Origin of the sequence: Janibacter sp. CX7 (genome assembly GCF_024362365.1) — a bacterium.
GTDB lineage: Bacteria > Actinomycetota > Actinomycetes > Actinomycetales > Dermatophilaceae > Janibacter.
Map to the genome: position 1 here is coordinate 1,972,944 of NZ_CP101464.1, position 22,994 is coordinate 1,995,937.

General features: G+C 71.0%; 22 protein-coding genes. 6 read left to right on the forward strand and 16 right to left on the reverse strand.

The window, feature by feature from the left end:
* Positions 1–97 precede the first annotated feature (97 nt).
* Both NMQ01_RS09640 and NMQ01_RS09645 read right to left on the reverse strand, forming a co-directional pair.
* Positions 98–781, reverse strand: coding sequence for a response regulator (locus NMQ01_RS09640; protein WP_255183726.1), 684 nt, complete (start codon positions 779–781; stop codon positions 98–100).
* Complete coding sequence (locus NMQ01_RS09645; protein WP_255183727.1) at positions 781–2,328, reverse strand: ATP-binding protein; 1,548 nt, start codon at positions 2,326–2,328, stop codon at positions 781–783. Before NMQ01_RS09645 ends, NMQ01_RS09640 begins: the two co-directional genes overlap by 1 nt.
* 145 nt (positions 2,329–2,473) lie before the next feature.
* Between NMQ01_RS09645 and NMQ01_RS09650 the strand changes: the two genes are divergently transcribed.
* The 4 genes from NMQ01_RS09650 to NMQ01_RS09665 are packed head-to-tail and all read left to right on the forward strand — an operon-like array spanning position 2,474 to position 5,887.
* Complete coding sequence (locus NMQ01_RS09650) at positions 2,474–3,463, forward strand: tripartite tricarboxylate transporter substrate binding protein (protein WP_255183728.1); 990 nt, start codon at positions 2,474–2,476, stop codon at positions 3,461–3,463.
* A complete protein-coding gene (locus NMQ01_RS09655; RefSeq protein ID WP_255183729.1) occupies positions 3,460–3,987 on the forward strand; it encodes a tripartite tricarboxylate transporter TctB family protein in 528 nt (175 codons plus the stop codon). Before NMQ01_RS09650 ends, NMQ01_RS09655 begins: the two co-directional genes overlap by 4 nt.
* Positions 3,987–5,498, forward strand: a complete 1,512-nt coding sequence (locus tag NMQ01_RS09660; protein ID WP_255183730.1) for a tripartite tricarboxylate transporter permease — start codon at positions 3,987–3,989, stop codon at positions 5,496–5,498. Before NMQ01_RS09655 ends, NMQ01_RS09660 begins: the two co-directional genes overlap by 1 nt.
* Positions 5,495–5,887, forward strand: a complete 393-nt coding sequence (locus tag NMQ01_RS09665; protein WP_255183731.1) for a universal stress protein — start codon at positions 5,495–5,497, stop codon at positions 5,885–5,887. Before NMQ01_RS09660 ends, NMQ01_RS09665 begins: the two co-directional genes overlap by 4 nt.
* Positions 5,888–6,001: 114 nt before the next feature.
* Here NMQ01_RS09665 and NMQ01_RS09670 read toward each other — a convergent pair whose 3' ends face one another.
* The 9 genes from NMQ01_RS09670 to hrcA all read right to left on the reverse strand — a co-directional run bounded on the left by NMQ01_RS09670 (position 6,002) and on the right by hrcA (position 15,820).
* Positions 6,002–7,039, reverse strand: coding sequence for an aspartate-semialdehyde dehydrogenase (locus NMQ01_RS09670; RefSeq protein WP_255183732.1), 1,038 nt, complete (start codon positions 7,037–7,039; stop codon positions 6,002–6,004).
* A 68-nt stretch (positions 7,040–7,107) separates the two neighbouring features.
* The gene (locus NMQ01_RS09675) at positions 7,108–8,871 is read right to left on the reverse strand and encodes a BCCT family transporter (protein WP_255186352.1); all 1,764 of its coding nucleotides are present in this window, start codon (positions 8,869–8,871) and stop codon (positions 7,108–7,110) included.
* A gap of 208 nt (positions 8,872–9,079) precedes the next feature.
* Entirely contained in the window at positions 9,080–10,009 is a 930-nt protein-coding gene (era, locus tag NMQ01_RS09680) for a GTPase Era (protein WP_255186353.1), read from the reverse strand.
* A 2-nt stretch (positions 10,010–10,011) separates the two neighbouring features.
* Positions 10,012–11,304, reverse strand: coding sequence for a hemolysin family protein (locus NMQ01_RS09685; RefSeq protein ID WP_255183733.1), 1,293 nt, complete (start codon positions 11,302–11,304; stop codon positions 10,012–10,014).
* A complete protein-coding gene (gene ybeY, locus NMQ01_RS09690) occupies positions 11,301–11,771 on the reverse strand; it encodes an rRNA maturation RNase YbeY (RefSeq protein ID WP_255183734.1) in 471 nt (156 codons plus the stop codon). The genes NMQ01_RS09685 and ybeY overlap by 4 nt, the downstream gene beginning before the upstream one ends.
* A complete protein-coding gene (locus NMQ01_RS09695) occupies positions 11,768–12,820 on the reverse strand; it encodes a PhoH family protein (RefSeq protein ID WP_255183735.1) in 1,053 nt (350 codons plus the stop codon). Before NMQ01_RS09695 ends, ybeY begins: the two co-directional genes overlap by 4 nt.
* Positions 12,821–12,856: 36 nt before the next feature.
* Positions 12,857–13,597: a 16S rRNA (uracil(1498)-N(3))-methyltransferase gene (locus NMQ01_RS09700; protein ID WP_255183736.1), complete on the reverse strand. Its 741-nt coding sequence runs from the start codon at positions 13,595–13,597 to the stop codon at positions 12,857–12,859.
* 5 nt (positions 13,598–13,602) lie between these two features.
* Positions 13,603–14,727: a molecular chaperone DnaJ gene (gene dnaJ, locus NMQ01_RS09705; RefSeq protein ID WP_255183737.1), complete on the reverse strand. Its 1,125-nt coding sequence runs from the start codon at positions 14,725–14,727 to the stop codon at positions 13,603–13,605.
* A gap of 58 nt (positions 14,728–14,785) precedes the next feature.
* The gene (gene hrcA, locus NMQ01_RS09710) at positions 14,786–15,820 is read right to left on the reverse strand and encodes a heat-inducible transcriptional repressor HrcA (RefSeq protein WP_255186354.1); all 1,035 of its coding nucleotides are present in this window, start codon (positions 15,818–15,820) and stop codon (positions 14,786–14,788) included.
* Between the two features lie 141 nt (positions 15,821–15,961).
* On the opposite strand from hrcA, the gene NMQ01_RS09715 reads away from it, so the two are divergent.
* On the forward strand, positions 15,962–16,843 hold the full coding sequence (locus tag NMQ01_RS09715; RefSeq protein WP_255183738.1) for a DUF3097 domain-containing protein: 882 nt from the start codon (positions 15,962–15,964) through the stop codon (positions 16,841–16,843).
* A gap of 310 nt (positions 16,844–17,153) precedes the next feature.
* On the opposite strand, the gene fabG is transcribed toward NMQ01_RS09715, so the two are convergent.
* The 3 genes from fabG to hemW are packed head-to-tail and all read right to left on the reverse strand — an operon-like array spanning position 17,154 to position 19,770.
* Positions 17,154–17,909 (reverse strand): 3-oxoacyl-ACP reductase FabG, encoded by a 756-nt coding sequence (gene fabG, locus NMQ01_RS09720; protein WP_255183739.1) that lies wholly within the window; start codon positions 17,907–17,909, stop codon positions 17,154–17,156.
* Between the two features lie 54 nt (positions 17,910–17,963).
* Positions 17,964–18,605, reverse strand: a complete 642-nt coding sequence (locus NMQ01_RS09725; protein ID WP_255183740.1) for a trimeric intracellular cation channel family protein — start codon at positions 18,603–18,605, stop codon at positions 17,964–17,966.
* Between the two features lies 1 nt (position 18,606).
* On the reverse strand, positions 18,607–19,770 hold the full coding sequence (hemW, locus tag NMQ01_RS09730) for a radical SAM family heme chaperone HemW (RefSeq protein ID WP_255183741.1): 1,164 nt from the start codon (positions 19,768–19,770) through the stop codon (positions 18,607–18,609).
* A 32-nt stretch (positions 19,771–19,802) separates the two neighbouring features.
* Here hemW and NMQ01_RS09735 point away from each other — a divergent pair, with 32 nt between their 5' ends.
* Positions 19,803–20,576, forward strand: coding sequence for a tyrosine-protein phosphatase (locus NMQ01_RS09735; RefSeq protein ID WP_255183742.1), 774 nt, complete (start codon positions 19,803–19,805; stop codon positions 20,574–20,576).
* Positions 20,577–20,579: 3 nt separating this feature from the next.
* Here NMQ01_RS09735 and NMQ01_RS09740 read toward each other — a convergent pair whose 3' ends face one another.
* Both NMQ01_RS09740 and lepA read right to left on the reverse strand, forming a co-directional pair.
* Positions 20,580–21,056 (reverse strand): hotdog fold domain-containing protein, encoded by a 477-nt coding sequence (locus NMQ01_RS09740; protein WP_255183743.1) that lies wholly within the window; start codon positions 21,054–21,056, stop codon positions 20,580–20,582.
* Positions 21,057–21,132: 76 nt separating this feature from the next.
* A complete protein-coding gene (gene lepA, locus NMQ01_RS09745; protein ID WP_255183744.1) occupies positions 21,133–22,989 on the reverse strand; it encodes a translation elongation factor 4 in 1,857 nt (618 codons plus the stop codon).
* Between the last annotated feature and the right edge of the window lie 5 nt (positions 22,990–22,994).

Here is a 22,994-nt window from a genome sequence, read left to right on the forward strand (position 1 = left end):
CGGCAGAGAAGGAGCAGGTCCGTCCGCATGCCCAGCACGATACTCCTCGCCTCGGGTGACCATGACCCGGGTCACGATGCGGACGAAGGGGGTCCCGTCACCTCACGTGGCGGTAGCGCTTCTCCGGCCGACCGACCCTGCCGTACTGCTGCCGGCCCTCGAGCTCGCCCGTGCCGACGAAGTGCTCGAGGTAGCGCCGGGCGGTCACCCGGGAGAGACCGACCGCCTCGCCGCACTCGGCGGCGGACAGGTCGGGCGTCTCGCGGACCGCCGCGAGGACGAGCTCGCCCGTGTCGGCGCTCAGGCCCTTGGGCAGGGTCGTCGGCCGCGGGGCCGAGGCCGGACCGCCGGCGAAGATCGAGTCGATGTCCTCCTGCCCGGCCTCCTCGTCGACCTGCGCGAGCCGCTCGAGCTCGGCGCGGAAGTCCGCGAGCCGAGCCGCGAGGTCGGGCTGGCCGAAGGGCTTGACGAGGTAGCCGAAGGCGCCGCCCGTGCGCGCCGCCCGCACCTGCTCGACCTCACGGGCCGCGGTCACCATGAGGACACCGACGTCGTGGCCTGCCGCACGCAGCCGACGCAGCACCTCGATGCCGGTCATGTCGGGCAGGTGGACGTCGAGCAGGACGAGGTGCGGGTCGTGCTCGTCGACGGCGTCGAGCGCCTGCTGGCCCGTCGCGGCGGTCGCGACGACGCGGAAGCCGGGCACCATCTCGACGAAGCGGGTGTGCACCTTGACCACGAGGAAGTCGTCGTCGACGACGACCACGTCGAGCTGCTCCATCACTGCTCCTCGCTGCGCGCGGCGCCCAGGGACGCGGTGAAGACGGCCCCGAAGTCACCCTGGGCGACCGACACCCGGCCACCGCCCCGGGAGCATACGGCCTGCACGAGCGCGAGGCCGATGCCCCGACCGGCGGCCCCGCTCGGCTTCGTCGACCACCCGCGCTCGAAGACCCGGTCGACGTCCTCCGGCGGGATGCCTGCGCCCGTGTCGGCGACCCGCACGAGCGGCCCGGTCTCGTCCGTCGTCAGGCGCACCGAGGTCTCGTGGCCGCCATTGGCCCGGGTCGCGTCGAGCGCGTTGTCGATGAGGTTGCCGAGCACGGTGATGACGTCGGCGGCCGTGTCGGGCGCCAGGCGCGGCAGGTGCGACTCGGGCTCGATCGACAGGTCGATGCCGATCTCGGAGGCGGCGGTGACCTTGGCGATGAGCAGCGCGGCCACCCGGGGGTCCTCGACGTAGCGCGTCACCGTCTCGCTGATCTCGGTGCGGCGACGGTTGACGTCGGCGATGAGCGCGACGACCTCGTCGTACTCCCCCAGCTGCACCAGCCCCGAGATCGTGTGCAGCCGGTTGTCGAACTCGTGGGTCTGCGCCCGCAGCGCATCGGTGATGCTCGCCTGGGCCGAGACCTGGCTCTGCAGCGCGAGCAGGTCGCTGCGGTCGACCATCGTCGTCACCGTGCCGACCGGCTTGTCGTCGAAGAAGGTGCGCCGTCGGGTGAGCACGAGGGTCCGGTCGTCGACGACGAGCAGGGTCGGGTCGCTGTCACCCTCGCTGGCGAGGAAGGCGCCGAGCCCGCCGCGCAGGTCGAGGTCGATCACCCGTCGCCCGATGGCGGACTCCCCCACACCGAGCAGCTGCCGGGCGGAGGTGTTGACGAGCGTGAGCTGGCCTGTGGCACTCACCCCGACGACGCCCTCGTGGATGCCGGTGAGCAGGGCCTCCTGGTGGTCGGCGAGCCGGGCGATCTCGGCCGGCTCGAGGCCGCGCGTCTGCCGCCGGATGAAGCGGGAGAGCCCGAAGGCGCCCGCCAGTCCGAGCGCGGCGGCCGCACCGAGGAAGAGCACGAGGTCGGGCGCCGCGTCGAGCAACCGCTCCGACCACGGCGGGTAGTCCTCGACGACCAGCGCGACCCCCTGCACCTGCTCGTCGTCGCCGATGACCGGTGCCTGGCCACCGACGCCCTTGTCCCCGTCGAGCACGATGTCGCCCGACCACGAACGACCGTCGGTGACCGGCACGCCGAGGGTCGCCCGCGTCCCGAGGTCGGTGGCATCGGTCGAGGCGAAGACCGTGCCGTCGCGGCCGACGAGCTGCACGTGCCGGGCACCGGACAGGCTCGCCGCCCGCCCCAGCTGGGCCTCGAGGGCGCGACGGTTACCCCCTTCGACCAGCTCGGAACGCACGACGGGCGTTGCGGCGAGGGACTCGGCGACCGCGAGCATGCGGGTCTGCCGTGAGGAGCGGAAGTCGGAGGTCGACTGCTGGACGGTGATCGCGGCGACCACGACGAGCACGAGGAGCAGCGCGACCACCTGCCACACGAGCAACTGGGCCGCGAGGCTCCACCGGGACCGTGACCGCAAAGACCACAACCTCCTTTGTGTTCGCAATGGTGACGGGGCGCACACGTGGGGGCCACCATCGAGCGTGCCCATCTTTCACCATCCACAGGAAGGCGTGCCGGACATGACCCCCGGACCCCGACGCCGCACCGTGCTGCTCGCCTCGCTCGGCGCGCTGGCGCTCCCTTCGCTCGCCGCGTGCGGCGTGACGCGAGGCGACGACGCCGGCTCGACACGGCTGCGCATGATGATCCCCAACTCCCCCGGCGGCGGCTACGACCTCACCGGCCGCCGAGCGGTCGGCGTCATGGAGGACACCGAGATCACCAAGCGCTTCGAGGTCTTCAACGTCATCGGCGCGGGCGGCACCGTCGCCATGGCGCGGCTGGCCAACGAGCGCGGCAACGAGGACCTCATGATGTCGATGGGGCTCGGCGTCGTCGGCGCGACCCTGACCAACAGGTCCCAGGCACGCGTGTCCGGGATGACCCCGCTCGCCCGGCTCGTCCAGGAGTCCGAGGGCGTCATCGTGCCCGCCGACTCCCCGCACAAGACCATCGACGACCTCGTCGCCGCCTGGAAGAAGGACCCCAAGGCGGTGAGCATCGGTGGCGGCTCCTCCCCCGGCGGCCCCGACCATCTCTTCCCCATGGAGTTCGCCAAGGCGGTCGGCATCGACCCGCGCGAGGTCAACTACGTCACCTACGACGGTGGCGGTGACCTGCTCCCCGCCCTCCTCGGCTCGAAGATCAAGGCCGGCATGAGCGGCCTCGGCGAGTACGCCGAGCAGATCAAGAAGGGCCAGGTCAAGGTGCTCGCCGTCTCCGGCGAGAAGCGCATGTCCGGCATCGACGCGCCGACGCTCAAGGAGTCGGACATCGACCTGACCTTCATCAACTGGCGCGGGATCCTCGCCCCGCCGGAGATCTCCGCGGAGCGGCGCGATCAGCTCATCGACCTGCTCCAGCAGATGCACGACACCCCGGAGTGGAGGGACGTGCTCACCAAGAACAACTGGGACGACGCGTGGATGACCGGCGACGAGTTCGGCGACTTCCTCGCCTCCCAGGACAAGCGCGTCGAGACGACCCTGAAGGAGCTGGGCCTGCTGTGAGCGACACGATCCAGACCCCCACCACCCCCGCGCCCGAGCGCGAGCGCGACCTGACCCAGTTCGTCGTCGTCGCCTTCCTCGCGATCGTCGCGACCTTCCTCGTCGTCGACGCGGCCGGGCTGCGCAACGACTTCGCCGAGACCGACCCGGTCGGGCCGAAGTTCTTCCCGTGGTTCGTCGCCGCGATGCTCTACCTCACCGCGGCCCTGCTGAGCGTGGCGATCCTGCGCGGCTCCCTGCCCGAGGAGGAAGGGGGTGAGGACGTCGACCTCGACCAGCGCCCCGACTGGCTCACGGTCCTCAAGCTCGTCGCCGTCTTCGTCTTCCTCATCGCCACCGTCGACCTGCTCGGCTGGGCGATCTCCGGCGCGCTCTTCTTCGCCGGCTGCTCCCTGACCCTCGGCAGCCGCACCTGGGTGCGCGACCTCGTCATCGGCGCCCTCCTGTCGGTGGGCACCTTCTACGCCTTCTACGTCGCCCTCGGCGTCCCGCTGCCGGCGGGCATCCTGGACGGGATCCTCTGATGGACAACCTCACCCACCTCATCGACGGCTTCGGCTCGGCGCTCACGCCGACCAACCTGCTCTTCGCCTGCGTCGGCGTGCTCCTCGGCACCGCGGTCGGCGTCCTGCCCGGCATCGGCCCGGCCATGACCGTGGCACTGCTGCTCCCAATCACCTACAACGTCGAGCCGTCGAGCGCCTTCATCATGTTCGCCGGCATCTACTACGGCGGCATGTACGGCGGGTCGACCACCTCGATCCTGCTCAACACCCCCGGAGAGTCCTCGTCGGTCATCACCGCCATCGAGGGCAACAAGATGGCGAAGGCCGGCAGGGCGGCCCAAGCCCTGGCCACGGCGGCCATCGGCTCCTTCATCGCCGGCGCGATCGGCACGGCGCTGCTGACCTTCTTCGCGCCGTGGATCGCGGTGCAGGCCGTCAAGCTCGGCGACCCGTCCTACCTCGCGATCATGGTCCTGGCCCTCGTGGCCGTCACCGCGGTCCTCGGCAGCTCGAAGCTGCGCGGGTTCATCGGGCTCTTCCTCGGCCTGGCCGTCGGCATCGTCGGCATCGACTCGCTCACCGGTCAGAGCCGCGCGACCTTCGGGATCCCGCTGCTCGGCGACGGCATCGACATCGTCGTCGTGGCCGTCGCGATCTTCGCCATCGGCGAGGCCCTGTGGGTCGCGGCCTTCCTGCGCCGCCGGCCCCAGGAGATCATCCCCGTGGGCCGGCCGTGGATGGGCAAGGACGACTTCAAGCGCTCGTGGAAGCCGTGGCTGCGCGGTACCGCCTTCGGCTTCCCCTTCGGCGCGGTGCCGGCCGGTGGCGCGGAGCTGCCGACCTTCCTCTCCTACATCACCGAGCGCAAGCTCTCGAAGCACCCCGAGGAGTTCGGCAAGGGCGCCATCGAGGGTGTCGCCGGTCCGGAGGCCGCCAACAACGCCTCCGCCGCCGGCACGCTCGTGCCGATGCTGGCCCTCGGTCTGCCGACCAATGCGACGGCCGCGATCATGCTCGCCGCGATGATGGGCTACGGCATCCAGCCCGGACCCGCGCTCTTCGAGTCCGAGAGCACTCTCGTGTGGACGCTCATCGCGAGCCTCTTCATCGGCAACTTCCTGCTGCTCGTGCTCAACCTGCCGCTCGCGCCCCTGTGGGCCAAGCTGCTGCGCACCCCGCGTCCGTACCTCTACGCCGGCATCCTCTTCTTCGCCTCGCTCGGCGCGCTCGCGGTCAACCTGCAGTGGTTCGACCTGGCCCTGCTGCTCTTCTTCGGCCTCGTCGGCCTGGGCATGAGGCGCTTCGCGATCCCGGTGCTGCCGCTGATCATCGGCGTCATCCTCGGCCCCCGCCTGGAGGAGAACCTGCGCAAGACGCTGCTGCTGTCCAGCGGCGACTGGAGCGGCCTCTTCAGCGAGCCCGCCGCGGTCGTCGTCTACGGCATCATCGTCATCGGCTTCATCGGCATGGTGGTCGCGGGCTTCGTCCGTGGCCGCAAGGACACCACGACCTCGGAGGTCTCGGCATGACCATCGTCATCGGATACACCCCGGAGCCGGCCAGCGCCCAGGCTCTCGAGCGCGGCCTGACCGAGGCCCGGCTGCGCGGCGAGGACGTGCTCCTCGTCAACGCGACGAAGGGAGACGCCTTCGTCGACACCCGCTACGGCCAGCAGGGCGACATCGCCCGGGTCCGCGAGCAGCTCGAGGCGTCGGGTCTCACCTTCGAGATCAGCCAGCCGATGGGACCCGACATCGCCGACCTCGTCCTCGACGAGGCCGAGCGGGTCGGCGCCTCGCTCATCGTCATCGGCCTGCGGCACCGCACGCCGGTCGGCAAGCTCCTGCTCGGCTCGACCGCCCAGCGGATCCTGCTCGACGCCACCTGCCCGGTGCTGGCGGTCAAGCCTCCGCGCTGAGGCCGCGACCCACCGCTCGACAAGAAAAACTGCCCCTTCGCAAGAGTTCCAAACTCGTGCGAAGGGGCAGTTTTCCGGGTCACCCGAGAATCGTGCGGCCCGTGGGGTTGCGGGTCAGCCCTGGCGTGCCACCAGCGCCTCGGCGATCTGGACCGCGTTGAGGGCGGCGCCCTTGCGCAGGTTGTCCCCGACGACGAAGAGCGTCAGGCCCTTGCCGTCGGCGACCGACTGGTCGGCGCGGATGCGACCGACGAAGACCTCGTCCTTGCCGGTGGCCTCGAGCGGGTTGGGCACGGCCGTGACGACGACGCCGTCGGCGGCCTCGAGGATCTCGGTCGCGCGCTCGGGCGTGATCGGGCGCTCGAACTCGGCGTGGATCGCCAGCGAGTGGCCGCTGAAGACGGGCACGCGCACGCAGGTGCCGGAGACGCGCAGGTCGGGGATGTGCAGGATCTTGCGCGACTCGTTGCGCAGCTTCTGCTCCTCGTCGGTCTCGAGGGTGCCGTCGTCCTGGACGGACCCGGCGATCGCGACGACGTTGAAGCCGACGGGCACCTCGTAGACCTGCGGGGCCGGCAGCGTCAGGGCGCTGCCGTCGCGGGCGAGGTCCTTGGGGTCGCCGGAGGCGTAGCCGCCGCGCAGCTGGCTGTCGAGCTCGGTCAGGCCGGCGCCGCCGGAGCCGGAGACGGCCTGGTAGGTGGCGACGCGAAGGGCGACCAGGCCCGCCTCGTCGTGCAGCGGCTTGAGCACCGGCATCGCGGCCATGGTCGTGCAGTTGGGGTTGGCGATGATGCCCTTGGGCAGGTCGTCGAGGTCGCCCGAGTTGACCTCGGAGACGACGAGCGGGACCTCGGGGTCCTTGCGCCAGGCGCTCGAGTTGTCGACCACGGTGGCGCCGGCGGCCGCGACCTTGGGCGCCCACTCCTTGCTCGTGGACCCGCCGTTGGAAAACAGCGCGATGTCGAGACCGGAGAAGTCGGCGGTCGCGGTGTCCTCGACGGTCACCTCCTCGCCCTTCCACGGCAGGGTCGACCCTGCGGACCGGGCAGAGGCGAAGTAGCGGATCGAGGTGACGGGGAAGTCCCGCTCCTCGAGCAGCGTGCGCATGACCTGTCCGACCTGGCCGGTGGCTCCAAAGACTCCGATGTGCATGGGCCAAGGATAGGCGTCGGGGCCTGAACACCCACATCGTGTTCAGGCCCCGGACGCGGTGGAGCAGGTCAGGCGGTCGGCGTGTCGTCCGTCCGCGTGTCCGTGTCGCCCTGCTCGGTGGTCGTCGAGGGGCCACCGTTGGCGACGACCGGCACGACCTTGTCGCGGTCGATGCCCGCGCCGGGCTCGGCATGGTCGATCGACAGGACGAAGTCGTCGCCGTGCTCCTTGACCCCCGCGACGACGGCCTGCTTGAGGGCCTCGCGGGCGTAGGCGCGGCGCACCGCCATCGGGTCGGTCTGCAGATCCTTGACCAGTGCGACCGCCATGCCGATCATGATCAGCACGAAGGGCAGGGCCGCGATGATCGTGATCTGCTGCAGACCGGTCAGTGAGTCCTCGCCGCCGATCGTGAGCATGATCGCCGCGGCCGCACCCGTGGCGACACCCCAGAAGACGACCGTGAACTTGTTGGGCTCGAGCGTGCCGCGCTCGCTCAGCGAGCCCATGACGATCGAGGCCGCGTCGGCACCCGAGACGAAGAAGATCGCCACGAGGACCATGACGAGGATCGAGGTGACCCCCGCCCAGGGCATCGAGTCGAGGAGCGCGAAGAGCGTGCTCTCCTCGCCGTCGCCGAACTTGTCGAGCGTCGCGCCCATCTCCTGCGCCTTGATGGCGGCGCCACCGAAGATCGCGAACCAGATGAGGCTCACCGTGCTCGGGACGAGCAGGACGCCGGTGACGAACTCACGGATGGTGCGGCCGCGGGAGATGCGGGCGATGAACATGCCGACGAAGGGGGTCCAGCTGACCCACCAGGCCCAGTAGAAGATCGTCCATCCGGACAGCCACGACTTGATGCCGTGCTCGCCCTGCGCGTTGGTGCGCGCGGAGTACTCCATGAGGTGGTGGAAGTAGGTGCCGAGCGACGTCGGGACGAGGTTGAGGATGAAGATCGTCGGGCCGAGGACGAAGACGAAGAGCGCCAGGACGAAGGCCAGCACCATGTTGGTGTTGGACAGCCACTGGATGCCCTTCTCGACGCCGGACACGGCGGAGAAGATGAAGCAGATGGTCAGCACCACGATGATCAGCACGAGCACCGTGTTGGTCACGTCGTCGGCCCAGCCGACGATCTTGGCACCGGAGGCGATCTGCAGGGCGCCCAGGCCCAGCGAGGTCGCCGAGCCGAAGAGCGTGGCGAAGATCGCGAAGATGTCGATGACCTTGCCCACCGGGCCGTTGACCTGGCGCTTGCCGATGAGCGGCTCGAAGACCGCGCTGATCGTCAGGCCGCGGCCCTTGCGGAAGACGCCGTAACCGATGGCCAGACCGGCCACCGTGTAGATCGCCCACGGGTGCAGGGTCCAGTGGAAGAGCGTGGTCGCCATCGCGGTGCGGGTCGAGCTGTCGTTGCCCGCCTCACCGGTGCCGGGCGGCGGGGTGATGTAGTGGGCCAGCGGCTCGGCCGCACCCCAGAACATCAGGCCGATGCCCATGCCGGCGGAGAACATCATCGCGATCCACGAGATGGTGCGGAACTCCGGCTCCTCGCCGTCGGCGCCGAGCGGGATGTTGCCGTACTTGCTCGCCGCGAGCCAGATGACGAAGAAGACGAAGCCGGTGGACGCGAGGGCGAAGAGCCAGCCGGTGTTGGTCACGACCCAGTCCAGGCCGCTGGCCGAGGCATCGGACAGCGACGAGGTGCTGATGACGCCCCAGAGCACGAAGGCGAGGGACAGCACGGCGGTGATGCCGAAGACGATCCAGTCGATCCCCAGCTTGTCCTGCTTGCGGATGATCCGGGGCTCGAGAGCCGGGTGGTCCACCCGGCGGGTGTCGCGCGGCGGCGCGTTGCGTCCGGAGGTCGAGGTCTGCGTAGGTTCAGTCACGTGTCAGGTGGGCCCAGCGCACACGCGGGCCACTCCTCCCGTAGGCGATTGAGATGGCGTATGCCGCTCGAGAATCACCCGGGCGACCCTCCACCTTGGCCCGAGGAGGTCAGAGAACCCAAACCGTCGTGACCTTTTCGTGACCTCAGAAGCCCAGTCGCTGCAGCTGCTTCGGGTCGCGCTGCCAGTCCTTGGCCACCTTGACGTGCAGGTCGAGGAAGACCTTCTCCCCCAGCAGCCGCTCGATCCCCTGGCGGGCCGTCGTGCCGACCTCGCGCAGCCGCGAGCCTCCCCGACCGATGATGATCGCCTTCTGGCTGTCGCGCTCGACGAAGACGTTGACCCGCACGTCGAGCATCGGGTCGTCCTCGGGCCGACCCTCGCGGGGCACGATCTCCTCGACGACGACGGCCAGGCTGTGCGGGAGCTCGTCGCGCACGCCCTCGAGGGCCGCCTCGCGGACGAGCTCGGCGATCATCTTCTCCTCGTCCTCGTCGGTCAGCTGGTCCTCGGGGTAGAGCGGGGCCGGCGAGGGCGGCAGGTGCTCGGCGAGCACCCGCAGCACGTCGTCGACCTGGTCGCCGCGCACGGCCGAGCACGGGACGATCGCGGTCCAGTCGCCGAGCTGGTCGATGGCGATGAGGTGCTCGGCGAGCCGCTCGCGGTCGACGGAGTCGCTCTTGGTCGCGATGGCGACGACGGGCACCCGCTTGGCCCGCTGCAGCTCGGCGAGGTCCTTGGCGATAAAGGTGTCTCCGGGCCCGATCCGCTGGTCGGCCGGCAGGCAGAAGCCGATGACGTCGACCTCGAGCAGGGTCTCGCGGACGAGGTCGTTGAGCCGCTCGCCGAGCAGCGTGCGCGGCTTGTGCAGCCCGGGTGTGTCGACGAGGACGAGCTGCTCGTGGTCGCGCGTGACGATGCCACGGATCGTGTGCCGGGTCGTCTGCGGCTTGCTGGAGGTGATGGCCACCTTGTCGCCGACGAGCGCGTTGGTCAGCGTCGACTTGCCGGCATTGGGCCGCCCGACGAGGCAGGCGAAGCCCGCGCGCCACTGGCCCTGGGTCTGCTCGTCCATGCTCATGCCCCGATCTGGTCGTGCTCGCGTGCCTGGTCGTCGGCGGGGTCGACCCGCTCGACGATGACCGTCGCGATGCGGTGCTGTCGTCCCGACATCTTCTCAGCCGTGAGGGAGAGACCGCCCACCTCGCAGCGGGCGCCGACGATCGGCACCCGTCCGGTGATCTTGCCGATGAGGCCGCCGACGGTGTCGACCTCCTCCTCGTCGATCGTCACCTCGAAGAGCTCGGCGAGGTCGTCGACGTGCATGCCGGCCGGCACCCGCGTGCGGCCGTCGTCGAGCTCCTCGACCCCGGGCCCCTCGCGGTCGTACTCGTCGGTGATCTCGCCGACGATCTCCTCGAGGATGTCCTCGATCGTCACCAGGCCGGCGGTGCCGCCGTACTCGTCGACGACGATCGCGGCGTGGATCTGGTCGCGCTGCATCTCGCGCAGCAGCTGGTCGACGGGCTTGCTGTCGGGGACGAAGGGGGCCGGCCGCATGAAGTCCTCGACGGCCCGGTCGCGCACCTCCTCGTCGGCGAGCAGCCGGCGCACGACGTCCTTGAGGTAGAGCAGGCCGACGATGTCGTCGCTCGACTCCCCGACGACCGGGACCCGGGAGAACCCCGAGCGGATGAAGAGGTTGAGCGCCTTGCGCGCCGGCTTGTCCGACTCGATGGTGATCATGTCGGTCCGCGGCACCATCACCTCGCCGGCAAGGGTGTCACCGAGCTCGAAGACCGAGTGGAGCATGTCGCGCTCCTCGTCCTCGATGAGCTCCGACTCCCCCGCGAGATCGAGCAGGTCACGCAGCTCCGCCTCGGAGCGGAAGGGCCCGTCACGGTAGCCACGGCCCGGCGTGACGGCATTGCCGATGGTGACGAGCAGGCGGGCAACCGGCCCGAGGACCCGCCGCAGCCCGACGACGAAGGGGGCGGCCGCCAGGGCCACCGCGGTGCTGTGCTGCTGGCCCAGGGTGCGCGGCGAGACGCCGACGAGCACGAAGGTCACGACGACCATGATCGCCGCCGACACGAGCAGCGCCACCCAGGTGCGCTCGACCTCCTCGACGACGACGAGCGTGATGAGCACGGCGGCACTCGCCTCGGCGGTCGCGCGGAGGAAGGCGAGCACGGAGATGTGCCCCGCGCTGTCGGCGAGGACCTGGCGCAGGGCCGCGGCGCCGCGCCGCCCTTCGCTCTCGGCCTCGTCGGCCGCGACCCGCGACGCGGAGATGATCGCGGCGTCGGCGAGGGTGAGGACGAAGGCGGCGACGATCGCGGCGACCGCGCCGACGAGCAGGCTCGTCACGCCTCGGCCTCCCGGCCCCGCCCGGCGAGGAAGGTGAGCAGGAGCTGGCGCTGCAGCTCGAACATCTCGCGCTCCTCCTCCGGCTCGGCGTGGTCGTAGCCGAGCAGGTGGAGGATGCCGTGGGTCGTGAGCAGCAGCATCTCCTCGATCGCAGCGTGACCGGCCGTCACCGCCTGCTTCTCGGCGACGGAGGGGCACAGCACGATGTCGCCGAGGACGCCCTCCATCGGCGCCTCGCCCTCGCGCCCGGGCCGCAGCTCGTCCATGGGGAAGCTCATGACGTCGGTCGGGCCCGCGAGGTCCATCCACTGCTCGTGCAGGACGGTCATCGTCGCCTCGTCGACGAAGCGGATGCACAGCTCGGCCTGCGGGTGCACCCGCATCTGCTCGAGCACATAGCGGCTGATGTCGACGAACTCGGTCTCGTCGACGACGTGGTCGGTCTCGTTGAGCACGTCGATGCTCATGCGCGCTCCCCCTTCGTGGCGTCGTAGCGGTCGTAGGCACCGACGATCTCGCCGACGAGGCGGTGGCGCACGACGTCGGCGGCGTCGAGGTGCGCGAAGTGCACGCCGTCGATGTCGGTGAGGATGCGCTGGACCACCTTGAGCCCGGACTGGGTGCCGCCGGGCAGGTCGACCTGGCTGGTGTCCCCCGTGACGACCATCTTGGAGCCGAAGCCGAGGCGGGTGAGGAACATCTTCATCTGCTCGGGCGAGGTGTTCTGCGCCTCGTCGAGGATGATGAAGGAGTCGTTGAGCGTGCGACCGCGCATGAAGGCCAGCGGCGCCACCTCGATGGTCCCGGCGGCCATGAGCCGCGGGATCGTCTCGGGGTCGATCATGTCGTGCAGCGCGTCGTAGAGCGGGCGCAGGTAGGGGTCGATCTTGTCGTTGAGCGTGCCGGGCAGGAAGCCGAGCTTCTCCCCCGCCTCGACCGCCGGCCGGGTGAGGATGATCCGGTTGACCTGCTTGGCCTGCAGGGCCGCCACGGCCTTGGCCATGGCGAGATAGGTCTTGCCGGTGCCGGCCGGGCCGATGCCGAAGACGACGGTGTTGTCGCCGATCGCGTCGACGTAGTGCTTCTGCCCCAGCGTCTTGGGCCGGATCGTGCGGCCGCGGTTGGAGACGATGTTGGTCGTCAGCACGTCGGCGGGCCGCTCGCGGGTCTGGCCGCGCAGCATGGTGATCGAGCGCTCGACGGCGTCCCTGTTGAGGGGCTGCCCGGCCTCGAGGATCTCGATGAGCTCGTCGAGCAGGCGGTCGATGACCTCGAGGTCACCGCTCGGCCCCTGGAGGCGGAACTCGTTGCCGCGCACGAGGATCTCGGTGCGCGGGAAGGCTCGCTCCATCGTCCGCAGGAGCTCGTCGGTCGGGCCGAGGAGGCTGACCATCTGGATGTTGTCGGGCAGGACGATGGTCTGCTGGACCCGGGGGGCGGTGCCGGGGGCACCCGCGCGGGGGTCGTCGGTGATCGCGTCGAGGGCGCGCAGGTCGGGCTGGTCTGATGAGGGCATCGTGCTGCTGATTCTACGGGCTCGGCGCCGGGGCGATCATCGCCAGCGGCCCATCGCGCTGAGCACGGCGATGGCTGCCGGGCCTGCGGTGGAGGCGCGCAGGACCTCGCTGCCCAGCCGCACCGGCTGCGCACCGGCGGCGACGAATCGCTCGAGCTCCTGCGGCGAGATCCCGCCCTCGGGCCCGACGACGAGGAGGACCTCCCCTGCGCCCGGCAGGTCCGCCGTGGCCAGCGGGAGGGTGGCGTCCTCGTGCAGGACGAAGGGGGTGGCCCCGGCGAAGCGCTCGACGAGCCCCGCGCTGCCGACGAGCTCCTCGACGTGCGGCCAGCGGCCGCGGCGCGACTGCTTGGCAGCGCGCTCGACGACATGGGTCCACTTGCGCCGGCCCTTGTCGACCTTGGGCCCCTTCCACCGCACGATCGACCGGTCGGCCTGCCACGGCACGACGGCGTCGACGCCGAGCTCGGTGGCCGCCTCGACGGCGTCCTCGTCGCGGCCGTCCTTGGCCAGGGCCTGCACGAGCACGAGGCGAAGGGAGGGCTCCGGCTCGTCGGCCCGCCCCAGCACCCGCAGGCGCACGAGGTCGCGACCGACCTCGGTCACCTCGGTGAGCACCCGCGCCCCGTGCCGGTCGGCGACGAGCACCTCCTCGCCCACGCCGAGACGGACGACGGTCGCCGCGTGGTGGGCCTCGGGGCCGGTGAGCTCGACGAGCGCGTCAGGGGCGAGGCCGTCGAGGGCACCGGGGTCGACGAGGAAGAGCGGTGCGGTCACCGGGGTCAGCGACCCTTGAAGGCGTGGCGCAGGCGCCCGACGAAGCCGGAGTCGACGTCGTCGAGCTCGCCGTCGGGCTGCTCCTCGTCACGGGCTGCCGCGAGCTCGCGGAGCAGGCGCTCCTGCTCGTCGTCGAGGCGGGTCGGCGTGCGCACGTCGACGTGGATGACGAGGTCGCCGCGGCCCTCGCGCCGCAGGTGCGTCACACCGAGCCCGGGCAGGACGATCGTGTCGCCCGGCTGGGTGCCGCGCTTGATGGTGATCTCCTGCTCGCCGTCGAGGGTGGCGAAGCTCATCGTCACGCCGAGGGCGGCTGCGGTCATCGGCACGGCGACCGAGGCGTGCAGGTCGTCGCCACGGCGGGTGAAGGTCTCGTGCTGACGCACGCGCAGCTCGACGTAGAGGTCGCCGGCCGGCCCACCACCGGGACCGACCTCCCCTTCGCCCTCGAGGTGGATGCGGGTGCCGTCGTCGACGCCGGCGGGGATGCGCACCTTCATCGAGCGGCGGCTGCGCACCCGGCCCTGGCCGGAGCACTCGTGGCAGGGGTTGGGGATGACCTCGCCGAAGCCCTGGCAGGTGGGGCACGGACGGCTGGTCATGACCTGGCCGAGGAAGGAGCGCTGGACCTGCTGAACCTCGCCGCGGCCGCCACAGGTGTCGCAGGTGCGTCGGCCGGTGCCCGGCTGGGCGCCGTCGCCGCTGCACGAGCCGCAGACGACGGCCGTGTCGATCGTCAGCTCCTCCTGGCCGCCGAAGACCGCGGTCGCGAGGTCGATCTCGAGGCCGACGAGTCCGTCCTGGCCGCGCGCCGAGCGGGAGCGCGGACCGCGCCCGGCGCCGCCGGCCGCCTGCCCGAAGAACTGCTCCATGATGTCGCTGAAGGTGAAGCCGGCGCCGAAGCCGTCGTGCTGGCCGCCGTAGGGGTCACCGCCCATGTCGTACTGGCGGCGCTTCGTCTCGTCGGAGAGGACGTCGTAGGCCTGCGAGACCCGCTTGAACTGCTCCTCGGCCTCCGGGCCGGGGTTGACGTCGGGGTGCAGGGTGCGGGCCAGCTTGCGGTAGGCCCGCTTGATCTCCTCGGGCGTCGCCTCGCGGCTGACGCCCAGGTCCTCGTAGTAGTCGTTCACGCGTGACGTCCTCGGTGGGTGGTGGGGGTCGGGTGGTTGTGCGCGGTGCGGTCGCCCGTCAGGCGTCCACGATCCGCGAGAGATAGGTGGCGACGGCGCGCACCTGCGCCATGGCCGCCGGGTAGTCCATGCGGGTGGGGCCGAGCACACCGACGGCGCCGACCTGCTCGTCGCCGGAGCCGTAGCCGGAGGTGACGAGCGAGGTGCCCTGCAGCCCGGACACGGGATTTTCGGAGCCGATGCGCACCGAGACGCCGGCCGCGGTCTGACCGGCCTCGACGCTCAGCAGCTTGAGCAGGACGACGTGCTGCTCGAGCGCGTCGAGCACCGGCTCGAGGGTCATCGGGAAGTCGCTCGAGCTGCGCGCGAGGTTGGCGGTGCCGGCGAGCGTCACCTTGGTCACGCGCTCCTGCGCGAGGGCGTCCTCGACGGCCGCGATGACCCCGGCCGTCAGGGCATCCTCGGTCTCGTCGTCCTCGCCGGCCAGGGTGCGCAGCGCGGTGATCGCGTCGGCGAGCCGCAGGTCGCGGGTCGCGGCGTTGATCCGGCCGCGCGCACGTGCGAGGGCCTCGGCGCCCTGGCTGCTCAGGTAGTCGACGCTCGTCGGCACGATGCGCTGCTCGACGCGGCCGGTGCCCATGATGACGACGACCATGAGCCGGGTCTCGCTCATCGGGACGAGCTCGATGTGCTTGACCGTGCTGCGGGTGAGCGAGGGGTACTGCACGACCGCGACCTGGCGGGTCAGGGTCGACAGCAGCCGCACGGTGCGCTCGAGGACGACGTCGAGCTCGTCGGCGCCCTCGAGGTAGTCGGTGATCGCCGCCCGCTCGCCGCGCGACATCGGGCGGATCGCCTGGAGCCGGTCGACGAAGAGCCGGTAGCCGGCGTCGGTGGGGATGCGCCCGGCCGAGGTGTGCGGCGCGATGATCAGTCCCTCGTCCTCGAGGGCGGCCATGTCGTTGCGCACGGTCGCCGCCGAGACGTTGAGCTGGTGGCGGTCGAGCAGCGCCTTGGAGCCGACCGGCTCCGAGGTCTGCACGTAGTCCTCCACGATGGCGCTGAGCACGGCCATCCGCCGCTCCTGGCTCATGACGTCCTCCTTCGTCACCCACTCCGGGACCGCTGGCACTCGGTCCACCTGAGTGCCAAGTCTACGACCGTCGGAGGCATTCCAACGACCCCGGCGTGCCGCGCCGACCACTCCCCCGGTGTGCGCCTACGGTCACCCCTCGTGAGCGATCGATACGGCAAGGACGTGCTCTCCGGCGACTGGAAGTCGAAGGGCAGGCTGGCGCGGCCCACCTCCCGTGCCCTCGAGGCCACCCGCGGAACGGTCGTCGAGGACGTCGAGACCGGGTGGGTCGGCGCCGTCGTCGCGGTGGAGAAGGCGGGCGGCGTGCACGTCGTCCACCTCGAGGACCGCCGCGGCAAGGTGAGGGCCTTCCCGCTCGGCGGCGGCTTCCTCGTCGACGGCGCCCCGGTATCGCTCACGGCACCGAAGGGAGCCCAGCGCGCCGCCCTCGCCGCGGCCGAGCAGCAGGCCTCCCGCACCGCGAGCGGCTCCGTCGCCGTCCACGACGCCAAGGCCAGGGTCGCCATCGGGTCGCGGATCTTCGTCGAGGGCCGCCACGACGCCGAGCTCGTCGAAAAGGTGTGGGGCCACGACCTGCGGGTCGAGGGTGTCGTCGTCGAGATGCTCGACGGTGTCGACGACCTCGCCGCCGCCATCCGCGACTTCGCACCGGGCAGGGGCCGCCGGATGGGCGTGCTCGTCGACCACCTCGTGCCCGGCAGCAAGGAGTCCCGGATCGTCGCCGAGGCCAACAAGGTCGCGCCCGAGCACGTGCTCGTCCTCGGCCACCCCTATGTCGACGTGTGGCAGTCGGTGCGCCCCCAGCGCCTCGGCATGGACGCCTGGCCGACGATCCCGCGCTCCATGGAGTGGAAGCGCGGCATCTGCGCGCACCTCGGCTGGGCCCACGACTCCCAGGCCGACATCGCCCGCGCCTGGAAGCAGATCCTCGGCACGGTCCGCTCCTACGCCGACCTCGAGCCCGCCCTCCTCGGCCGCGTCGAGGAGCTCATCGACTTCGTCACCGCCCCCGAGGGCTGAGGAGCGAGCGCCAGCACGCCTCGATGCCGGCCTGGCCGGGAAGTCCGAGTCCGGCCGGGAAACCTGCTGGTGGCCGGGCTATTGCGCGGTCACCAGCAGACTTCCCGGCCACGGACGAGCTTCCCGGCCAAGGTGACTCGGCTCAGGACGGCGAGCGAAGGGGGATGTCGGCGCACATCAAGCCGAAGTCAGGCACGACAACGTGCGTCCCAGGAAGACGAAGGACTTCGGCGGGCGCCGACGTCCCCCTTCGCCCACCGGACCCTTCGCCCACCGGACCCGTCTCCCGCCGGAGCCTTCGCCCGAAGGATCAGTCCTTGGGGCCGCCGGCGACGTAGATGACCTGGCCGGAGACGAAGCCGGCCTCCTCGGACAGGAGGAAGGAGGCGGTGGCGGCGATGTCCTCGGGCTGGCCGACACGGCCGACGGGGGTCTCCTTGGCCGCGTGGGCGAGGAAGTCCTCGAAGGGCACGCCGATGCGCTCGGCGGTCGCGGCCGTCATGTCCGTCTGGATGAAGCCGGGGGCGATCGCGTTGGCGGTCACGCCGAACTTGCCGAGCTCGATGGCCAGGGTCTTGGTGAAGCCCTGCATGCCGGCCTTGGCGGCGGAGTAGTTCGTCTGGCCGCGGTTGCCGAGGGCCGAGGTCGAGCTGAGGTTGACGATGCGGCCGTACTTCTCCGCGGTCATGTGGGCCTGGGCCGCCTTGGTCATGAGGAAGGCACCACGCAGGTGGACCGCCATGACCGAGTCCCAGTCGTCGACGGACATCTTGAAGAGCATGTTGTCGCGGATGATGCCCGCGTTGTTGACGAGCAGCGTCGGGGCACCGAGCTCCTCGGCGACGCGGGCGACGCCCGCCTCGACCTGCTCGGCGTCGGAGACGTCCACGCCCACGGCCAGGGCGGTGCCACCCCCTTCGGTGATCTCGTCGACGACGACCTGGCAGGCCGACTCGTCGAGGTCGAGGACGGCCACGTGGTGACCGTCGGTGGCGAGACGAAGGGCGATGGCGCGGCCGATGCCGCGCGCGGCCCCGGTGACGATGGCGGTGCGAGTCGTGGTCATGCCCTCATCGTGCGTCATGGGATCCGGTGCCGCACAGGGGCGTCCGCCGACCGGTCACCGCCGGCGGATGCGGCTCGCCGGCCACCGCGGCTCGGTCGGGAGCATCCAGCCACGCTTGCGCGCGAGCAGGCAGACCCCGCCGCCGACGACGAGCGCGCCGAGCGAGGCGAGCGGTCCGGTGGTCATGAGGTGGAGCAGGACGAGGGTCGCGCCCCCGGCGAAGGCCGCCGTGGCGTAGAGCTCGGAGCGCTGGAGGATCACCGGCACGTTGCCGAGCATCATGTCGCGCACGACGCCGCCACCGCAGGCGGTGATGACGCCGAGCAGGATGGCCGGGAACCAGTGGATGTCGGCGAGCAGCGCCTTCTGCGTGCCGACGACCGCCCAGGTGCCGAGGGCCACGCCGTCGATCCAGGGGAAGACCTGACGCCACCGGCGCCCCTCGAGCGGGACGAGGAAGGAGATGGCCGCCGCGACGAGGGCCACCGTCAGGTAGCGCAGGTCGGTCAGGGCGACCGGCTGCACGTTGAGCAGCACGTCGCGGATCGCGCCGCCGCCGAGCGCGGAGACGACGGCCAGCACCGAGAAGCCGACGGGGTCGAGCTGGTAGCGGCGGGCGACGGCTCCGCCGAGCAGGCCGTTGGCGAAGACACCGAGCAGGTCGACGAAGGCGATGAGGTCGGGGATCTCGGGCACGTCAGGCACCGGCACCCCCGACGAGGTGGTGGACGACGGTGTCGGCGAGCAGCCGCCCGCGACGGGTGAGCACGACGCTCCCCCGTACGGCCTCGCGACCGTCGACGAGTCCGTCGGCGACGAGTCCGGCGACGGCCCGGCGACCCTGCTGCGTGAGGCGATCGGTCGGCAGGCCCTCGCGCAGCCGCACCCCGAGCAGGACCTCCTCGTCGGCCCGCTGCTCCGGCGTCAGCTCCTCGCGCTCCGCGGCCGGGTCACCCTCGGCCAGCGCCTTGGCCCAGGTCGCGGGGTGCTTGAGGTTCCACCAGCGCACCCCGTCGACGTGGCCGTGCGCGCCGGGCCCGACGCCCCACCAGTCGTGGCTGCGCCAGTAGGCGATGTTGTGCCGGCACCGGTCGGCGGGCGTGCGGGCCCAGTTGCTGATCTCGTACCAGGCGTAGCCGGCGTCGGCGAGCAGCTCGTCGGCGAGCTCGTACTTGTCGGCCTCGTCGTCGCCCGTCGGCATCGGCAGCTCGCCGCGGCGCACCCGGGCGGCCATCTTGGTGCCGTCCTCGACGGTCAGCGCGTAGGCCGACAGGTGGTCGGGCGCCAGGCCCACCGCGGTCTCGAGGGAGGTGCGCCACTGCTCGAGGCTCTCCCCCGGCGTGCCGTAGATGAGGTCGAGGCTCACGGCCAGGTCGGCGGCACGGGCCGCGGCGACGGCCCGGGAGACGTTGGCCGGGTCGTGGGTGCGGTCGAGCGTCGCGAGCACCTGCGGCACCGACGACTGCATGCCGATGCTCGCCCGGGTGAAGCCCCCGTCCGCGAGGACCCGCAGCGACTCCTCGGTGACGCTGTCGGGGTTGGCCTCCGTCGTCACCTCGACGTCGTCGGCCAGCCCCCACCGCTCGCGCACGGCGTCGAGGAAGCGCACGAGGTCCTGCGGCGGCAGCAGCGTCGGGGTACCCCCGCCGACGAAGACCGTCGAGACCGGCCGGTCGTCACCCACGGACCGCACCGCGAGGTCGAGCTCGGCGATCGCGGCGTCGACATAGGTGGCGACGCTCGCCCCCTTCGCCCCGCCGACGGGGCCCAGCTCGGTGGCGGTGTAGGTGTTGAAGTCGCAGTACCCGCACCGGACCGTGCAGAAGGGCACGTGCAGGTAGATGCCGAAGGGGGGACGCACCGGCTCATCCTCCCACCGATAGCGTGGGCGCCATGACCCGGTGGATCGAGCTCGACGGCGTCGTCAACATGCGAGACCTCGGCGGGCTGCCCACCCGCGACGGACGCACCACCCGCGAGGGCCGGCTGATCCGCAGCGACAACCTGCAGGACCTGAGCGAAGGGGACGTGCGTCGCCTCGTCGACGAGCTCGGGGTGAGCGACGTCGTCGACCTGCGCAGCCACGTCGAGTACGAGGTGACCGGAGCGGGTCCGCTGCGCGCCACCGCGCTGACGCACCACCACCACAGCCTGCTGCGCGAGGACCGCGACCCCGACGAGACGATCGAGCAGGCCCTGGCCGTCCGGTGGGGCCGGCAGGACCACTCGCCCCGGGACGGCGCCTTCTGGGCCCGGCACTACACGGGCTACCTCACGGCCCGGCCCGACTCGGTGGCGGCGGCACTGGCTGCCGTCCGCGACAGCACGGGCGCCACGGTCGTCCACTGCGCGGCGGGCAAGGACCGCACCGGCACCGTGGTCGGCATGGCTCTCGTCGTCGCGGGCGTGCCCGCCGAGGTCGTCATCGACGACTACGTGCGCACGGCCGAGCGCCTCGAGCGGATCATGGACCGGCTCTCGAGCGTCGAGCCCTATGCGCGCACGCTGCCGACGCACAGCCTCGAGGACCAGCTGCCACGGCGCGAGTCGATGGAGGCCGTGCTCGCGCACCTCGAGTCGGAGTTCGGCGGTGCCGAGGGGTGGCTCGAGGCCGCGGAGTGGTCGCGGGAGCAGGTCGCGCGGCTGCGCGACCGGCTCGTCGGGTGAGGCTCAGGCCTTCTTCGGCTTGGCGGTGACGTAGACCGGGATGACGCCCTCGACGACGACGACCCCGTCGGTGCGCACGGCCTTGACCCGGATGTCGACGTCGTAGGGAGCCTCGCCCGCCCACTGCTCGGGGTCGGTCTCGGCGACGCACAGCAGGTCGGTCGTCGACTTCGCCAGGTAGCTCACCTGCAGGCCGCGCGGCAGCCACCGCTGGTCGCTCGGGCAGGTCGCCTCCGCGAGCAGACCCATGGCGGCCTCGAGACCGTTGCAGACGGCGATCGCGTGCAGGGTGCCGATGTGGTTGTGCACGCGCTTGCGGTTACGGATCGACAGCTCCGCGTGGTTGGCGCGGACCTCGCGCACCTGCGGGCGCACGGTGGCGAAGTAGGGCGCCTTGACGGAGTAGAGCAGCGAGAAGAGTCGCTTGCCCGCCGGGAGGCTCGCGATGCGCTGGTAGAGGGCGAAGGTCTGCTGGGCCATGACCGCCACACTAAGCCAGCGCTTAGTGACCGGGAAGGGTCCCCGGCGTCGCCTGCGTCACGTCAGCAGCGCGCCGCTACTTCTTCGCCTTGTCCACCGCGCTGTCGTCGGAGGAGAGCGCAGCGATGAAGGCTTCCTGCGGCACCTCGACGGTGCCGATGTTCTTCATCCGCTTCTTGCCCTCCTTCTGCTTCTCGAGCAGCTTGCGCTTGCGGGAGATGTCACCGCCGTAGCACTTGGCGAGCACGTCCTTGCGGATCGCGCGGATGTTCTCGCGGGCGATGATCCGCGCGCCGATGGCTGCCTGGATCGGCACCTCGAACTGCTGCCGCGGGATGAGCTCCTTGAGCTTGCCGGCCATCATCGTGCCGTAGGCATAGGCCTTGTCCTTGTGGACGACGGCGCTGAAGGCGTCGACGGTCTCGCCCTGCAGGAGGATGTCGACCTTGACCAGGTCGGCAGCCTGGTCGCCGGCCTCCTGGTAGTCGAGCGAGGCGTAGCCACGGGTCTTGGACTTCAGCTGGTCGAAGAAGTCGAAGACGATCTCGGCCAGCGGCAGCGTGTAGCGCATCTCGACGCGGTCCTCGGAGAGGTAGTCCATGCCGCCGAGCTGGCCGCGCTTGCCCTGGCACAGCTCCATGATCGCGCCGATGAACTCGCTCGGCGCGAGGATCGTCGCGTTGACGACCGGCTCGCGCACCTCGGCGACCTTGCCGTAGGGGAACTCGCTGGGGTTGGTCACGAGGATCTCGGAGCCGTCGTCCATCGTCACCTCGTAGACGACATTGGGCTGGGTCGAGATGAGGTCGAGGTCGAACTCGCGCTCGAGGCGCTCGCGCACGATCTCCAGGTGGAGCAGGCCGAGGAAGCCGCAGCGGAAGCCGAAGCCGAGGGCAGCGGAGGTCTCCGGCTCGTAGACGAGCGCGGCGTCGTTGAGCTTGAGCTTGTCGAGGGCGTCGCGCAGCGTCGGGTAGTCGGACCCGTCGATCGGGTAGAGCCCCGAGAAGACCATCGGGTTGGGGTCCTTGTACCCACCGATCGCGTCGGCCGCGGGCGCCGCGGCATTGGTCACGGTGTCACCGACCTTGGACTGGCGCACGTCCTTGACGCCGGTGATCAGGTAGCCGACCTCACCGACGCCCAGGCCCTTGCTCGGGATCATCTCCGGCGAGATGACCCCGATCTCGAGCAGCTCGTGGGTCGCCTTGGTCGACATCATCGCGATCTTCTCGCGGGGGTGCAGCGCCCCGTCGACGACCCGGACATAGGTGACGACGCCGCGGTAGTTGTCGTAGACGGAGTCGAAGATCATCGCCCGGGCGGGCGCCTGGGCGTCGCCCTCGGGCGGCGGCAGCTCGGCGACGATCTTGTCGAGCAGGGCCTCGACGCCCTCGCCCGTCTTGCCGCTCACCCGGAGCACGTCCTCGGGCTCGCAGCCGATGAGGCCAGCGATCTCCTCGGCGTACTTCTCCGGCTGGGCGGCCGGCAGGTCGATCTTGTTGAGCACCGGGATGATCGTCAGGTCGTTGTCCATCGCCAGGTAGAGGTTGGCCAGGGTCTGGGCCTCGATGCCCTGCGCGGCGTCGACGAGCAGGATCGCGCCCTCGCACGCGGCGAGTGAGCGGGAGACCTCGTAGGTGAAGTCGACGTGCCCCGGGGTGTCGATCATGTTGAGGCAGAAGGTCTGCCCCTGGTGCTCCCACGGCATGCGCACGGCCTGCGACTTGATGGTGATGCCGCGCTCGCGCTCGATGTCCATGCGGTCGAGGTACTGCGCGCGCATCGCCCGGGCCTCGACGACGCCGGTGATGCCGAGCATCCGGTCGGCGAGCGTCGACTTGCCGTGGTCGATGTGGGCGATGATGCAGAAGTTGCGGATCTGCGCCGGCGGGGTCGCGTTGGGCGGCAGGGCCTCACGGGCCTGGGGTGACACGGGTG